The following is a 14,389-nucleotide window of genomic DNA, read 5'->3' as shown; positions in this document are numbered from 1 at the left end:
AAATAGCGGCGCCCTGTCCGGAGACTTTCCGGTAGGGCACCCGCTGTCGCCCGGCGTCGTGCCTGCTGCAGTTTAGGACGTTGCTGGTGGCCGCAAGCGATTAGTAAGCTTACTGTGAAATTACGGGCGGAGGCCCGCGCCGCCCGTAGCCGGCCTGATAACGTCGGCATCACTGGACCAATCGAGGAGGATTCATGAAAGCTTCACCGACCCTGACCAACAATCTGCAGGCCGTTCTCGCGGACCTGATCGAGCTGCACATCCAGGGCAAGCAGGCGCACTGGAACATCGTGGGAACCAACTTCCGGGACCTCCACCTGCAGCTGGACGAAATCGTCGACGCCGCCCGGCAGTTCGCGGACGACACAGCCGAGCGGATGCGCGCCCTGCACGCCCTGCCGGATGGCCGGAGCTCCACCGTGGCCAAATCGACGTCCCTGGCCCAGTTCCCCGAGGGCCTCATCAGTACCAAGGACGCCATCGAGCGGATCGTCGCCGCCCTTGAAGCTGCGGTGGGCACCATGCGCAAGGTTCATGACGAGGTGGATGACGAGGACCCCACCACCGCGGACCTGCTCCACGAATTCATCGCCAAGTTGGAACAGTACGCCTGGATGGTGAACGCCGAGACCATGAAGGCCTCGGCCAGCGTCACCGCGCCTGACACGAAGTAAGCACCCCTCATAAGGCGAATGAAGTAGGCACCGCTCATAAGGCGAATACAGGCCCGGCGCCGGAATTACTTCCGACGCCGGGCCTTTGTGTGCGCGCCGGCGGCGCCTTCCCGCTGTGCCTAGTCCGCCACCGCTGTGCCTAGTCCGCCGTCGGGACCTTTCGGAGGACGACGGCGGTGGTGGCCGCCGCGCCCGCCATCAGCACCAGCGCAATTGCCGCAGTGATGTGGACGCCTGAATCGAACGCGAAGCGCGCCGCTGCGCGGACCGCTTCGTCGAGTGGGGCAGGGAGGCCTGCGGCCAGATCCGTTGCCCCGGCAAGGGTCTCGCCCGCCTGGTGTACAGCGCTCGCGGACGCCGAGCCTTCCAGTCCCGCGGGCATGCGCAGGTTGTGCTGGTAGGACGCAGTGAGGATGGATCCCAGGACGGCAGTCCCCAGCAAGGAGCCCAGCTCATAGCCGGTTTCCGAGATGGCCGCCGCAGCACCTGATTTCTCAGCAGGAACGGAGCCCAGGATGAGATCGTTGGAAATGGTTTCCGCAGCGCCCACTCCCAGGGCCAGAATCAACAGTGCGGCCAGCAGCAGAACCGGGCCGGAAGTGTGGTCCCCAAAGGTGACGAGCCCGTAGCCCATGGCGCTAAGAGCCAAGCCTCCGGCCACTACGAAGCCAGGCCGCACCCTCCGGACCAGTGGAACCACTGCCAGGCCGGCGATCACCGTGGCCACCAGGGCGGGGATCATGGCCACGCCGGCGGCCGACGGCGTCATCCCGTCCAGAAGCTGCAGGTGCTGGGCCAGGAACAGGATAAAACCGGTGAAGGAGAACAATGCCAGCACGTTGGCCGCGATGGCAGTGCTGACGACCCGGTTGCTGAAGAGCGACACGTCCAACAAGGGGCTGGCCAGCCGTTGCTGGCGGCGGACAAAGACCCATCCCATGACCAGGCCGAAGGCGACGAGGGCCGCAGGAACGGCACCGAAACCTTCCGTTGCCAGCTCCTTGATGCCATACACCAGGGGAACCATGACCAGCAGGGAGAGGGCGATACTCGGCACGTCGAGACGTCCGGGGCGCGGATCCTTCGACTCCGGGATGAAGACGGGGCCAAAGGCCACGAGGGGAAGCATGATGGGCACTGAGACCAGCAGGATGGCGCCCCACCAGAAATGCTCCACCAGCCAGCCGCCAAAGATGGGCCCCAGTGCGGCACCGCCGGAGAAGCCTGCCGCCCAGATGGCCACAGCCAGCCGGCGCCGGTTTGGCTCCGGAAAGATGTTGCGGATCAGGGACAGGGTGGAGGGCATCAGCATGGCACCGAAGAGGCCCAGCGCGGCCCGTCCGGCGATGAGCCACTCAGCACTGGGGGCAAAGGCTGTGGCTGCCGAAACCGCAGCGAAGCCGGCACTGCCGATCAGGAGCAGGCGGCGGCGCCCGATCCGGTCGCCCAGGCTGCCCATGGCCACCAGCAGGCCGGCAAGCACCAGGGGATAGGCGTCCACAATCCACAGCAACTGGACGCCGGTTGTCTGCAGGCTGCCAGCGATCGCCGGGAGCGCGAACGTCAGGGCGGTGTTGTCCACCGCCACCAGAAGTACCGGGAACATCAGCAAAAGCAGCGCGAGCCAGTCGCGCCACGGCGCCCGCCCAGGCCTCGGCGGCAGGGCTCCGGCTTGCGTTCTGTGCGTGTTGCGGGGAAAGGCCTCGGACAATGTCATTGAATAACTATACCGTCCGGACGGTATAGTTAAGAAACCGGACTCCGACCATGCATGATGGGAACCATGGCCAGAAAACCCGTAGCACGCGATGCCGTCCTCGATGCGTTCGAAGAACTCCTGATCGGGGTGGGGGAGCGGGCCGCCACGTTGGATGCGGTGGCCAAGCAGGCCGGAGTGTCCAAAGGCGGCCTGCTCTACCACTTTCCCAACAAGGAGGCGCTGATCGCGGCCATGTTGGAGCGCCTTGATTCGCTGGCCGGCGAGGACATTGCCCTCATGGCGGCGGCTCCCGAAGGCGCAGCGACGTACTTCATCCGGACGTCGCTCTGGTCCGGTTCGCCGATGGACCGTTCCTTCCTCGCGGCCAGCCGTCTGGCGGAGGTGGCCCACGTGGAGGCCCGGCGTCGCTTTGCTGCCATCCAGCAGCAGTGGCTGGAACTCATCGCCGGCGATGTTGGCAACGGCATGGCCAGGGCCGTGCTGTATATGGGGGACGGGCTGTACCTGAATGCCATGTGGGAAGGCGGCGCGGCCTCGAGCGCGGATGGCCGGCAGGGGGACGTGGAGGTGCTCCTGGCTGCCGTGGAGCGGCTCCGCGGCTGACTCGATGCTTCCCGGGCGGGGAGAACCAGGCCGGCTGATTAGTTGTTCAGCGCTGCCCAGAGGTTGAGGGACGACGCGAACACAATCCAGGTGATGTAGGGCAGCATAAGGAGCCCTGCCATCCGGCTGATCGGGCCGAAGCGGACCACCGTTACGGTCACTGCCACGATCAGCGCAAGGATGATGGCGAAAGCCAGCCAAAGAGCCGCCGTGCCGATCGAGGGATAAAGGCTGAAAAATGTCGGAGTCCACAGCAGGTTGAGGCCCAGTTGGATTCCGTAGACCACCAAGGCCGGCCGCGACTCCTGGCTGTGGCGGCGCCAGACCAGCCAGGCGGCGACTGCCATGGCCGTGTAGAGCGCTGTCCAGACCGGCCCGAACAGCCAGTTGGGTGGTGACCAGGGAGCCTTATCAGCGTCGACGTACCAGCCGTTCACGTTGTTGATGGTGGCAAAAGCACCCAGCCAGGCGACGAAGGCGGAGCCTGCCAGGAAGATCGCGAGGGCGAGCGCCTGGGGGCCGCGCCCACGTTTCGGGCTGGCGCCCTCGGGGCTTTGGACGGATTTTCCGGGCAGTGACTCCATGGGTCAACCCTTGCGAAGGGCGGCCCGCTGGTCAAGCCGCCCTCCACCCTGCTGGAACGGCCGGACAGGATCAGGCTTTAGACTTGTGGCTACATGTCCGCACGCCGCCACGAGAACAGAACCGCGCACGAAACCCTGAGATTGGACACTGCCCCCTTGCGAGAATTCACCGCCCGCTTTGCCACTGCGGAGGAAATTGAGAACTGGGACAAGCACGTTACAGCCAACCCCAACGGCGGCAACATGCTGCAGTCTGCGGCTTACGCGTCGGTAAAGAACGGCAGCGGCTGGAGCGTCCGCTTCCTGGTCCTGGAATCGGGAGCAACGTCCAGCTACAACGTGGTCCTCGAGAAGAAATTCCCGGTCCTGGGCCGGCTCTGGTACCTGATCAAGGGGCCGGACCTGGACTCCGTCGAAGACCTTAAGCCGGCCTTGGAAGCGTGCGCCGCGTTCGCCCGCGGCCGCAGGCTCAATGTCTTCAGCATCAAGATCGAGCCGGACATCATCGATTCACCGGAAGTCCCGGCGCAGCTTGCCGCCGCGGGCCTGGTGAAGGCCCCCAACATCCAGTCCAACGACTCAACTGCGCTGCTGGATATTGCCGCGCCTGCCAACGAAGTTCTCCGTGCCATTTCCTCCCGTGCCCGCAACGCGATCCGCCGGGCCGAACGCGAAGGCTGCGTGGTGGTGGAACGCGAACAGAGCCCGGAAACGTACCAGGCCCTTTATGACCTCATGGCGGACACCGTCAACGCCAAGGGCTCCATGCCGCTGCGCAGCTACGAGTACTACGCCCAATTCTGGGACGAATTCTGCAACCGCGGCCAAGGCCGGTTCTTCTTCGTGTACGAGGACGGCAAACCCAGCGTGGGTGCCTTTGTGATCAACTACGGTGCCAAGGCAACCTACAAGGACGGCGGCTCCACCCAGAACCGCAAGCAGTACGGCGATTCCCATCTGGTCCAATGGGCCGCGATCCGCCGCATGCAGGAGCTCGGCTGCACCGAATACGACTTCTGCGGGACGCCTCCGGCGGCCCGGATCAAGGACAAATCCCACAATTTGTACGGTATGGGCATGTTCAAGACGAGCTTCACCAAGACGGTCACGGACTTCGTCGGCTGCCATGACTACGTCCTCTCGCCGATCCGGCACGCCCTCTGGGTCAAGGGAGCGGAACGGATCTTCCGTCGGCTCGAAACCGCCCGCACCGGCCAGCAGTTCTACTGAGAGCGCGCCACCAACGCACACCCACCACCCGCCAACCACTACGACTGCCAGCGCAGGCCCCAGCCGGGCGGCGCAGCCACAGATGAGGTTACTTCCGTGAATCCAACCAAGGCCGAAGCCGGACTCGAGCTTGGCATCCTCAGCGATGCCGAGTTCGAGGCCTACTCACTCAAACACCCGCAAAACAGCTTCATCCAGTCCGCTGACTTCGTCCGGTTCCAGCGTTCCCGCGGCCTGGTGGTGGAACTCTTCGGTGTCAGGCGCGACGGCGAACTTGTCGCCGCCGGCAAGCTCAACTACACCACCAACCGCTGGGGCTACAAGGTGTGCGAGTGCGCCAAGGGCCCCCTCATGGACTACACGGACACCACCCTGGTGCGTGACGTCGTCAGACTTCTCAAAGAACGCGCCGCCGGCCGGAAAGCCGCCGAACTTCGGATCTCCCCGAACCTGACCTATATCGCCCGCGATGAAGACGGCGCCGAGCACCCCGAGCTGACGGACAACAGGCCGCTCGTGGCCGAGCTTGCGGGACTGGGGTTCGAGCACCAGGGCTCAGAGATGGACTTCGTCAACGTGAACTGGATGTTCATCAAGACACTCGAAGGCATCAAGGATTCCGAAGAGCTCATCATGAGCACCAGCTACCGGACCCGCAAGGCCATCCGCAAGGCGGAAAAGAACGGCGTGTTCCTGGAACAGGCCACCCTGGCGACCCTGGATGAGTTCTACAACGCGCTGAGCACCGCAGGGGACGAGAAGGGCTTCGTCTACCGGGAACGCGAATACTACGAACAGCTCCTGCGGACCACCTCGCCCGAGTTCACCAAACTCATGATGGCGAAGATCGACATCCCCGCGTATCGGAAGTCCATCACCGAACGCCTGGAAGCCGAAGCCGCGGCCGCCGCCGAACTGCGCCGCGAGGTCGAAGAATCCGGCAGCAAAAAGAAAGCCAACCGGCTCAAAGTGGTCCAGGACCTCGCGGACAGCTATGAGCGCAGTCTCAAGGACATCGAACGGTTCCCTGATTCCGTGGGCGTCGCCACCGTGGCCGCCATTCACTTTGTGTGCTTCGGCGACGAAGTGGTGTGCGTGATCGGCGGCACCAAACAGGACTACATCTACTTCAACGGGGCCACCTCCCTGTACTGGGGCATGATGCTGCACGGCCTGGAGAAGGGCTACGCCAGGTACAACTTCTATGGCACCTTTGGCATCGAGGGTCAGGACGAGGAAGGCCACGGCGGCTACCAGTTCAAGAAGGGTTTCGGCGGAAACGTGGTTCAACTCGTTGGCGACTTCGTGATGCCGGTCCGGCCCCTCGCCTTCCGGGCCAACCGCCTGGGCAGAGCCGCCGTTGCCGTCGCCAGGATACTGCTCGGCAAACTGCCGCTGAAGCGGCAGGCGTAACACCAAACCACACGCGCCAAACAGGGAGGAGGACCAACGTGACCAAACGTCCTGAAAATTCCCGGGGCAAGGCCCATACCGACGGCCTGCCCAAGACAGAGCCGCTCTCGCCTTCCCAGCTCCGCCAGGATGCTGCCGCGAAGCGGATGCTGCGACGCCTGGTCCAGGGGGAGAACCCGCCGACGGCGCCACTGAGCATCGTGGACAGGCTCGCCGGGAGCCCCTACGCCAACCCCATGATCCAGGTGGGAGGCGTGGACACCTCCGCCCGTAAGACCCTGGATTTTGCCCTACACCTGGCCGAGACCATGTTCCGCTACGGGGCCGGCGCCCTCGAGGTGGAGACGAGCATCATTGCCGTCACCGCGGCGCTGGGGCTGAAAAACATCGAGGTGGACATCACCAACCAGTCGGTGGCCATCAACTACGCTCCCAAGGACCAGCCGCCCATCGCGCTGCTTCGGGTGGTGCGGTCCTGGACCAACAACTACGCCGGGCTGGCGAAAGTGCACCGGCTGGTGACGGACATTGTGGCCGGGGGTGTGGGCCGCGATGAAGCCATCCGACGGCTGGACGAGGCCATCACCAGCCCCAAACCGTTCCCGCGCTGGATGGTCACCATGGCCTTCGGCGTGTTCGCGGCCGCCTTTGTGGGCGTCCTCGGCGGGGGACCGGCGTCCTCAGCCATCGCCTTCGTGGCCAACCTCGGGGTCAGCCTCCTTGCCCGTCAGCTGGGCCGGTGGCGGGTGCCGGACTTCTTTACGACGGCGGCGTGCTCCTTCGGTGTCACGCTCACCGCGCTGCTGTTGTGGCGCTTCGGCCTCACCAATGCACCGGCGATCGTGGTGGTGGGCGGCATCCTGCTGCTCCTCCCCACCGGGCGGCTGGTTTCCTCTGTCCAGGACGCCATCAACGGGTTCCCCGTGACGGCAGCGGGCCGGTTCCTGTCCACGCTGCTGACTTTTGGCGCCATTGTGGCCGGGATCGCGGTGGCCTCTGTTGCGGGGGCGATGAGCGGGATGCAGGCCATAGACGTCACTGAGACGTTCCCGCCCGCTTACGATCTGTGGGTCCTGGTGATCTTCATTGCCCTCGCCGTGATGGCCATCGGCATCACAGAGCAGACCTCCTGGGATCTGCTGCTGCCCACCGCGGGTGTGGGCGTGGTGGGTTACTTTGTGCTGCTGGGTGCAGGCTCCCTCGGCATCGGTGACCGGTTCTCCCCGGCAATCGCCGCCGTCGTGATCGGTCTGCTGGCGAGGGTGGTGGCACTGAAGATGGGCGCCCCGCAGCTGGTGGTTGCCGTTCCGGCCGCGCTGATCCTCCTGCCCGGCCTGACCATCTTCCGCTCCATGTACGTCCTGACCATCAAGGAGTCCGAGATCCTGTTTGGCGCCGGGGGGATGCTCAACGCAGGCGCGATTGTGCTGGGCACGGCGGCCGGCATTGTCCTCGGCGACACCCTCGCCCGGCCCCTGACGCGTAGCCTGGCCAGCAACGAGCGACGCCGCGCACGCCGGCGGTAGAGCGGTAAAGCCGCCTGCCTAGATCTTCCCGATCGGCAGCTTCTTCTCCGCCTGGAAATCGTCCTCCACCCGGCCCTTTGCCCAGTAGCCGGAGAGGGACACCTGGCTCCGTTCGAGGCCACGCTGGACAAAGAGCACGTTCCGCAGGGCCTTCATGTAGCCGCGCTCGCCGTGGGCAAAAACGTCAACCCGTCCGTCCGGCCAGTCGGCGTCGGCCACTGCGGAGACGAGGAGATCGCCTTCACCGGCGGGGGCACCGTTCCGGCGGAGCCAGTTGAGCTGGACGCCTGCCGGGGCCGCAATCTGCTGGATGTCGGCGTCGCCGTCCACCTCGATGAACGCCAGACCGCTGGCGTCCGACGGCAGAGATTCGATGACTGCGGCGATGGCCGGCAGGGCGGCCTCGTCCCCGGCAAAGAGGTACCAGTCGGCGCCGGGCGAGGGGTTGTAGGCCCCTCCGGGGCCGGTGAAGGTGAAGGTGTCACCGGGCTTCGCGGTGGCCGCCCAGGGGCCTGCCAGTCCTTCGTCGCCGTGGATGACAAAGTCGATGGCCAGTTCCTGGGCTGCCGTGTCCACCCACCGGACCGTATAGGTGCGGGTGAAAGGCCACTGCGCCCGGGGCATGGTTTCGCGAATGGTCCACAGATCCAGCGGCTGGGCGTACTCAACGCCGGGCTGCGGGAACACAATCTTGACGTAGCGGTCCACAAAGGCGTTGTTCGCGTAGGTGGAAAAGCCCGGGCCGCCCGCCACGATCCTGACCATGTGCGGCGAGAGTTCTTCCCGTCGGATGACGGTGAGGTCAATCTGCGGACGGGTGTTCTTCGTTGCGCTCGTGGCGGCCGGGACGGTACTCATAAGGCAACCCTAAGCTAAACGACCGGCGGGGAGCTCCCAGGTTACGCCGGACGAGCCCTGTTCCCGCAGCAGCCCGTTGATCCTGCTGAAAGGCCGTGAGCCGAAGAAACCGCGCGACGCCGACAAGGGGCTCGGGTGCGCGCTGGCCACCACCGCCGCGCCGGGCAGGAGGGACCGGACGCCGTCGGCATCCTTGCCCCAGAGCACCGCCACGAGCGGCAGGCTGCCGCCGTCGGCGGCACGGCGGTTGGCCACCGCGGTGACTGCCGCCGTCGTAATTGCCTCCCAGCCCTTGCCGCGGTGCGAGCCGGCGGCGCCCGCCCGGACGCTCATGACCCTGTTCAGCAGCAGGACGCCCTGACCGGCCCACGCGGACAGGTCGCCGTGGACGCGCGGCGGAATGCCCAGATCGGACTCCAGCTCGCGGTAGATGTTCGCCAGGCTCCGGGGGATGGGTCGTGTCCGCGCGTCGACGGCGAAGGCAAGGCCTACCGCGTGGCCGGGGGTCGGGTAAGGGTCCTGGCCCACAATGAGGACTTTGACCTCAGCCAGTGGCTGCCTGAAGGCGCGAAGGACGTTCGACGGCGATGGCAGCACTTGGTGCCCCGCGTCCACTTCCGCGGCCAGGAAGGTGAGGACGCCGCGCAGCTCCGGTTCAACCGGGCCCAGCGCGGCCGCCCAGTCGGCGACCATCAACTCACGGAGCGGCATTGCCGCCAACTCGGCGAAACCAACGGCGTCCGCCGGCTCCTCCGCCAACTCGAACAGGGCGTCAGATTCAAACACGGTCCCATTCTCGCAGGGTTCCCCCCGGGGCCGCCGGTTAGTGCGGCCGGGCTTCAAATGACAAGCATGTTATTTACGCCGTAGCATGGGATGAGATTTCCAACCTCACCAGCGAAGGGATGTGCCGTGGCGGAGCCTGCTCGGGAACACCTGCCGGACGCCGCGGAACAGACCCCGCTGCTGGCTGACTTCACCCTTCGTGACTCCCCGTTGAGCGAGCGCGACCAGCAGATGCTTGCCCTGGAACGGCAGTGGTGGAAGTACGCCGGGGCCAAGGAACAGGCCATCCGGGAGCTCTTCGACCTGTCCGCGACACACTACTACCAGCTGCTGAATGCCCTCATTGATTCCGAGGCGGCGCTGGCCCACGACCCCATGCTGGTCAAGAGATTGCGTAGACTACGTACGTCGCGTCACCGGGCACGCACTGCTCGCCGCCTGGGTTCCGACGCCTGACTAACTTCGTGCTGAGCCATCAGCAGCAATCAACAAGGACGTCTCTGCACCATGACCAAATACGCTCGCGATGAATTCGACAAGGTACCGGAGACCGCCTCGCGGCAAGGCGTCCACCGCACGGCCTCGGCGCCCGTCCGGCGGAAGCTCTGGCCGGTCCTTGCGGTAGGGATCGCGGCGCTGGCCATCGGACTTGTCTCATTCCTGATTCTCCCCAAACTCGGCTTCACCCAGGCCGGCAGCGAGCTGTCCACAAGCCTCGAAACGTCAGCATCCCCCGTAGCGAGCGCCGCCCCATCGGCCAGTGCGGAACCGTCCCCCAGCGCCGGGCCGTCGGTGAGCACTGAGCCTTCTGCGAGCCCGGAGCCCACGGCCTCTCCGTCCGCCACTGAAACGCCGGCCGCCCTCCTGAACAAGTCGCAGGGCGTTGCCGTGTACAACGCGGCCGGCACCGCCGGGCTCGCCGGACGGGTCAGTGCGGTGCTGCAGAACGACGGCTGGAAGCTGGGACAGGTCGGCAACTGGGCCGGAGCGCCGCAACAGGCGTCCAGGATCTTCTATGCGGGTGAAGCTCAGCGGGCCAACGCCGCAGCGCTGGGGACCCTCCTGGGCATCCCCACATTGGTCAACAGCCAGGAATTCCAGCTGCCTGTTGTAGTGATACTGGGGCCGGACTACCGGTAACACCCACCCCCGGAAGCCCCGCGGTCACGCGTCAATAACTTTCGTGCCGCGGAGGGCCATGAGGCTCGGCCACCGGGACGGGTTGTGGCTAGAGTGAATTCAGGCTTCGGTCCCTTTCGCGGCGCAAAAAGCTGTACACGGCGCACAGCTGCACGCGCATACGGCTTACGCGGCTCACAGTGAGGTGGATCGTCGGCACTACGGAAAGAGTGGACATCATGGCATTGGGAACCGTCAAGTGGTTCAACGCCGAAAAGGGCTATGGCTTCATTACCGTGGATGGCTCCGGGGATGACGTCTTTGTGCACTGGTCGGCCATCGACGGCGAAGGCTACCGGGCCCTCGAAGAGGGGCAGCGCGTGGAGCTCGAAGTCGGCGAAGGCGAGAAGGGCCCGCAGGCCGAAAGCGTCCGGCCCGCAGAGTGAACGGCGGCAGCCTGCCTTCAGCAATCCTCCGGAGCACCACAGCGGCGGCCGTTCTGCTGGCATTGGCCGGGTGTGCCGGCACCGCCGGGGGCAACGCCCGGCTGGACACCGTTGAAGCCTCCGGCGATGGTGTCCTGCGCATCGGCATGATCCTGGACAACACGGGAAAGCAGAGCTTCCTCAACGACGCACAACGGGCGGCCGCGGAGGTCGCCGTCAAGGACATCAACGCCGCCGGAGGCCACAAAGGCAAGCCTGTTGAATTGATCATCGGGGCCGGCGAAGATACCGGAGCGCAGGCCAAAAACCTCGTTGACGGTAAGGCTGACGTGGTGATTGGACCCACGGATTCCAGCCATGCGGCAGCCGCCATTGACGTGCTGTCCGCCGCCAGGACTCCGCTGATCTCGCCGGCGAATTCAGCGGGGGCGCTGAGCACGTACAAGAGCGGCGGCTACTACTTCCGGACGGCGGCAGCGGACGTTGCCCAGGCCTCCGTATTGGTGAAGCTGGCCAAGGATAGCGGTGCCAAGAGCATTGCCGTTGTCCACCAGGACAGCACCTATGGCAAGGACGTCTCCGCCGCGGTGGCCGGTGCCGCCACCGCCGCGGGCCTGGAAACCGTCAGCACCTCGGCGTTCAAGCCGGGTGCCGCGCAGCAGGCAGCCGCCGCGGCCCGGATGGCAAAGCCCGACGCCGTGGTCCTGATCGCCCGCGACGATGCCCAGGGTGCCCTCGCGGAACTCAATAATGCGGGGCTGGCCGGCAGCAAGCTGATCCTCAGCGACGGTGCCTTCGCGCAGTACGGCTCGGGGCTTGGCTCGAAAGCCCTGGACGGTGCCCGTGCCGTGGTGCCCGGCGTGTTCGCCTCGGCGGCCTTCCAGGCGCGGCTGCTCGAAGCGAATCCGGCCTTGAAGGACCTGTCCTTCGCGGCCGAGGCCTACGACGCGGTGAACCTCGCGGCTTTGGCTGCGGCTGTGGCCGATGACGACGCCGGTCGCTCCATCGCGGCCAACCTCATACCTGTTTCTGGCGGGACAGTTGCCGGGCAGGACACCGGCCAGCCCGGCAAACCGTGCCTCTCATATGCCGACTGCCTTGCGGTTGCGAAGACTGGGGCAAAAATCAATTACGACGGCGAATCGGGGCCGGTCGCCTTCGACTCCCATGGAGATATCACCACGGCGAACTTCATGGTGTTCACGTACGGCGCGGACAACCGGGCCGTACTCACCGGACGCGAGGCAGCAGGCCGGGCGGCGGGCTGATCGCCAACGGCGAACGGCCGCCGACGGATACGCGGTTTCGGGGCCCATTCGCTTGCACTCTCACCTAGGGAGTGCTAATTATTGAGTTAGCACTCCTACGTACCGACTGCTAAAGCAACGTCCGGCATCCGCCGGTTGCGGAGCTTGGCGCCGGGCCTGGAGCGAGAGAAACACCTAGCTGGAGTGAGATCCCCAGCCGCGGCATACAGAGGCCGCGGTCAAAGATCGTCCGTCGCGGGCACTGCAGTGAGGTTCATTCTTAACGACTGTCCCGAAAGGACTACTGCCGTTATGGCCAAGATCATTGCATTTGATGAAGAGGCACGCCGCGGTCTTGAGCGGGGCCTGAACATCCTCGCCGACGCCGTCAAGGTCACCCTCGGCCCGCGTGGCCGCAACGTCGTCCTCGAAAAGAAGTGGGGCGCCCCCACGATCACCAACGATGGTGTTTCCATCGCCAAGGAGATCGAGCTGGACGATCCTTACGAAAAGATCGGCGCCGAGCTGGTCAAGGAAGTTGCCAAGAAGACTGATGACGTCGCTGGCGACGGTACCACCACGGCAACCGTGCTGGCCCAGGCCCTSGTCAAAGAAGGCCTGCGCAACGTCGCAGCCGGCGCTGACCCGCTGTCCCTCAAGCGCGGCATCGAGAAGGCTGTWGAAGCCGTCACGGTTGAGCTGCTYGCCTCCGCCAAGGAGATCGARACCAAGGAAGAGATCGCRGCCACSGCYTCCATCTCCGCCGGTGACGACGAAATCGGCGCCCTGATCGCCGAAGCCCTGGACAAGGTTGGCAAGGAAGGCGTCATCACGGTCGAGGAGTCCAACACCTTCGGCCTGGAGCTTGAGCTCACCGAAGGCATGCGCTTCGACAAGGGTTACATCTCCGCTTACTTCGTSACCGACRCMGAGCGCCAGGAAACGGTCCTTGARGACCCGTAYATCCTGATCGTCAACTCCAAGATCTCCAACGTSAAGGAACTSGTTGCKGTCCTGGARAAGGTCATGCAGTCCWMCAAGCCGCTGCTGATCATTGCCGAGGACATCGAGGGCGAGGCCCTGGCCACGCTGATCGTCAACAAGATCCGCGGTACGTTCAAGTCTGTTGCCGTCAAGGCTCCGGGCTTCGGCGACCGCCGCAAGGCCCAGCTGGCCGACATTGCTGTCCTCACCGGTGGCCAGGTCATCGCCGAGGAAGTCGGCCTCAAGCTGGAGACCGCCGGACTGGAACTCCTGGGACGCGCCCGCAAGGTTGTTGTCACCAAGGACGAAACCACCATCGTTGAAGGTGCCGGCGACGCCGACCAGATCGCTGGCCGCGTTTCCCAGATCCGTGCCGAAATCGAAAACTCCGATTCCGACTACGACCGCGAGAAGCTGCAGGAACGCCTGGCCAAGCTGGCCGGCGGCGTTGCAGTCATCAAGGCCGGTGCCGCAACCGAAGTTGAGCTCAAGGAACGCAAGCACCGCATTGAGGACGCTGTCCGCAACGCCAAGGCTGCTGTTGAAGAAGGCATCGTCGCCGGTGGCGGCGTTGCACTGATCCAGGCCGGCGCCAAGGCGTTCGCCAACCTGAACCTCACGGGTGACGAAGCAACGGGCGCCAACATCGTCCGCGTTGCCATCGACGCTCCGCTGAAGCAGATCGCCTTCAACGCCGGCCTCGAGCCCGGCGTTGTGGTGGACAAGGTCCGCGGCCTGCCCGCAGGCCACGGCCTGAACGCAGCAACCGGCGAATACGTCGACCTGCTGGCTGCCGGCATCAACGACCCCGTCAAGGTAACCCGCTCTGCCCTGCAGAACGCGGCTTCCATTGCCGGTCTGTTCCTCACCACCGAGGCCGTAGTGGCCGACAAGCCGGAGAAGAACGCTCCGGCCATGGGTGGCGGCGACGACATGGGCGGCATGGGCGGCTTCTAGCCCCCAAAAAGCCCAGGCAAGACGCACCACAGCACAACGCACGACGGCGGTTCTCACCAAAGGTGGGGGCCGCCGTCGGCCGTTAACCCGGGTAACCTGCTGACCCCGACTTGCTCTATCAGGTTTGGTTCCCAAAAGTGCCCCTTGGCAACCAAACCTGATAGAGCATCGCGGCCCGCATCGGCCCGCATCGGCCCGCATCGGCCCGCATCGGCGCGGGAGTGCGCCGGAACTCTGGCAGG

At 65.3% G+C, this 14,389-nt stretch carries 14 protein-coding genes; 10 read left to right on the top strand and 4 right to left on the bottom strand.

What is annotated here, in order from left to right:
• Positions 1-194: 194 nt before the first annotated feature.
• Positions 195-674 (top strand): Dps family protein, encoded by a 480-nt coding sequence (locus tag AC1DIM_RS16205; RefSeq protein WP_477711525.1) that lies wholly within the window; start codon positions 195-197, stop codon positions 672-674.
• A 139-nt stretch (positions 675-813) separates the two neighbouring features.
• Here AC1DIM_RS16205 and AC1DIM_RS16200 read toward each other — a convergent pair whose 3' ends face one another.
• Entirely contained in the window at positions 814-2,391 is a 1,578-nt protein-coding gene (locus AC1DIM_RS16200; RefSeq protein WP_477711524.1) for an MFS transporter, read from the bottom strand.
• 66 nt (positions 2,392-2,457) lie between these two features.
• Here AC1DIM_RS16200 and AC1DIM_RS16195 point away from each other — a divergent pair, with 66 nt between their 5' ends.
• On the top strand, positions 2,458-2,997 hold the full coding sequence (locus AC1DIM_RS16195) for a TetR/AcrR family transcriptional regulator (RefSeq protein WP_477711523.1): 540 nt from the start codon (positions 2,458-2,460) through the stop codon (positions 2,995-2,997).
• Between the two features lie 38 nt (positions 2,998-3,035).
• Here AC1DIM_RS16195 and AC1DIM_RS16190 read toward each other — a convergent pair whose 3' ends face one another.
• Positions 3,036-3,581 (bottom strand): TspO/MBR family protein, encoded by a 546-nt coding sequence (locus AC1DIM_RS16190; RefSeq protein ID WP_477711522.1) that lies wholly within the window; start codon positions 3,579-3,581, stop codon positions 3,036-3,038.
• 156 nt (positions 3,582-3,737) lie between these two features.
• Between AC1DIM_RS16190 and AC1DIM_RS16185 the strand changes: the two genes are divergently transcribed.
• From AC1DIM_RS16185 to AC1DIM_RS16175, 3 genes are all read left to right on the top strand, one after another.
• Positions 3,738-4,811 (top strand): lipid II:glycine glycyltransferase FemX, encoded by a 1,074-nt coding sequence (locus AC1DIM_RS16185; RefSeq protein ID WP_477711521.1) that lies wholly within the window; start codon positions 3,738-3,740, stop codon positions 4,809-4,811.
• A 96-nt stretch (positions 4,812-4,907) separates the two neighbouring features.
• Complete coding sequence (locus AC1DIM_RS16180; protein WP_477711520.1) at positions 4,908-6,224, top strand: peptidoglycan bridge formation glycyltransferase FemA/FemB family protein; 1,317 nt, start codon at positions 4,908-4,910, stop codon at positions 6,222-6,224.
• 38 nt (positions 6,225-6,262) lie between these two features.
• The gene (locus AC1DIM_RS16175) at positions 6,263-7,750 is read left to right on the top strand and encodes a threonine/serine exporter family protein (RefSeq protein ID WP_477711519.1); all 1,488 of its coding nucleotides are present in this window, start codon (positions 6,263-6,265) and stop codon (positions 7,748-7,750) included.
• A gap of 18 nt (positions 7,751-7,768) precedes the next feature.
• Here AC1DIM_RS16175 and AC1DIM_RS16170 read toward each other — a convergent pair whose 3' ends face one another.
• Positions 7,769-8,608 (bottom strand): siderophore-interacting protein, encoded by an 840-nt coding sequence (locus AC1DIM_RS16170; protein ID WP_477711518.1) that lies wholly within the window; start codon positions 8,606-8,608, stop codon positions 7,769-7,771.
• A gap of 9 nt (positions 8,609-8,617) precedes the next feature.
• The gene (locus AC1DIM_RS16165) at positions 8,618-9,394 is read right to left on the bottom strand and encodes a uracil-DNA glycosylase (protein WP_477711517.1); all 777 of its coding nucleotides are present in this window, start codon (positions 9,392-9,394) and stop codon (positions 8,618-8,620) included.
• Positions 9,395-9,520: 126 nt separating this feature from the next.
• Here AC1DIM_RS16165 and AC1DIM_RS16160 point away from each other — a divergent pair, with 126 nt between their 5' ends.
• The 5 genes from AC1DIM_RS16160 to groL all read left to right on the top strand — a co-directional run bounded on the left by AC1DIM_RS16160 (position 9,521) and on the right by groL (position 14,147).
• On the top strand, positions 9,521-9,850 hold the full coding sequence (locus AC1DIM_RS16160; protein ID WP_477711516.1) for a DUF3263 domain-containing protein: 330 nt from the start codon (positions 9,521-9,523) through the stop codon (positions 9,848-9,850).
• 51 nt (positions 9,851-9,901) lie between these two features.
• Positions 9,902-10,534 (top strand): LytR C-terminal domain-containing protein, encoded by a 633-nt coding sequence (locus tag AC1DIM_RS16155; RefSeq protein ID WP_477711515.1) that lies wholly within the window; start codon positions 9,902-9,904, stop codon positions 10,532-10,534.
• Positions 10,535-10,752: 218 nt separating this feature from the next.
• Entirely contained in the window at positions 10,753-10,959 is a 207-nt protein-coding gene (locus AC1DIM_RS16150) for a cold-shock protein (RefSeq protein ID WP_190991472.1), read from the top strand.
• The gene (locus tag AC1DIM_RS16145) at positions 10,956-12,227 is read left to right on the top strand and encodes an ABC transporter substrate-binding protein (RefSeq protein ID WP_477711514.1); all 1,272 of its coding nucleotides are present in this window, start codon (positions 10,956-10,958) and stop codon (positions 12,225-12,227) included. Before AC1DIM_RS16150 ends, AC1DIM_RS16145 begins: the two co-directional genes overlap by 4 nt.
• A 291-nt stretch (positions 12,228-12,518) precedes the next feature.
• Positions 12,519-14,147 carry a chaperonin GroEL gene (gene groL / locus AC1DIM_RS16140; protein WP_477711513.1) on the top strand — a complete coding sequence of 543 codons (1,629 nt, stop codon included), beginning with the start codon at positions 12,519-12,521 and terminating at the stop codon, positions 14,145-14,147.
• Positions 14,148-14,389: the final 242 nt, after the last annotated feature.

This window comes from Pseudarthrobacter sp. 01T43, from assembly GCF_056398665.1.
The sequence above is the reverse complement of the archived record's forward strand: the minus strand, read 5'-3'. Positions and strand labels throughout refer to the sequence as shown.

What these genes read in the sequence shown, in the direction of transcription:
- AC1DIM_RS16205 (WP_477711525.1), top strand. Translation starts at nt 195, where the DNA reads ATGAAAGCTTCACCGACCCTGACCAACAATCTGCAGGCCGTTCTCGCG.
- AC1DIM_RS16200 (WP_477711524.1), bottom strand. Translation starts at nt 2,391, where the DNA reads ATGACATTGTCCGAGGCCTTTCCCCGCAACACGCACAGAACGCAAGCC.
- AC1DIM_RS16195 (WP_477711523.1), top strand. Translation starts at nt 2,458, where the DNA reads ATGGCCAGAAAACCCGTAGCACGCGATGCCGTCCTCGATGCGTTCGAA.
- AC1DIM_RS16190 (WP_477711522.1), bottom strand. Translation starts at nt 3,581, where the DNA reads ATGGAGTCACTGCCCGGAAAATCCGTCCAAAGCCCCGAGGGCGCCAGC.
- AC1DIM_RS16170 (WP_477711518.1), bottom strand. Translation starts at nt 8,608, where the DNA reads ATGAGTACCGTCCCGGCCGCCACGAGCGCAACGAAGAACACCCGTCCG.
- AC1DIM_RS16155 (WP_477711515.1), top strand. Translation starts at nt 9,902, where the DNA reads ATGACCAAATACGCTCGCGATGAATTCGACAAGGTACCGGAGACCGCC.
- AC1DIM_RS16150 (WP_190991472.1), top strand. Translation starts at nt 10,753, where the DNA reads ATGGCATTGGGAACCGTCAAGTGGTTCAACGCCGAAAAGGGCTATGGC.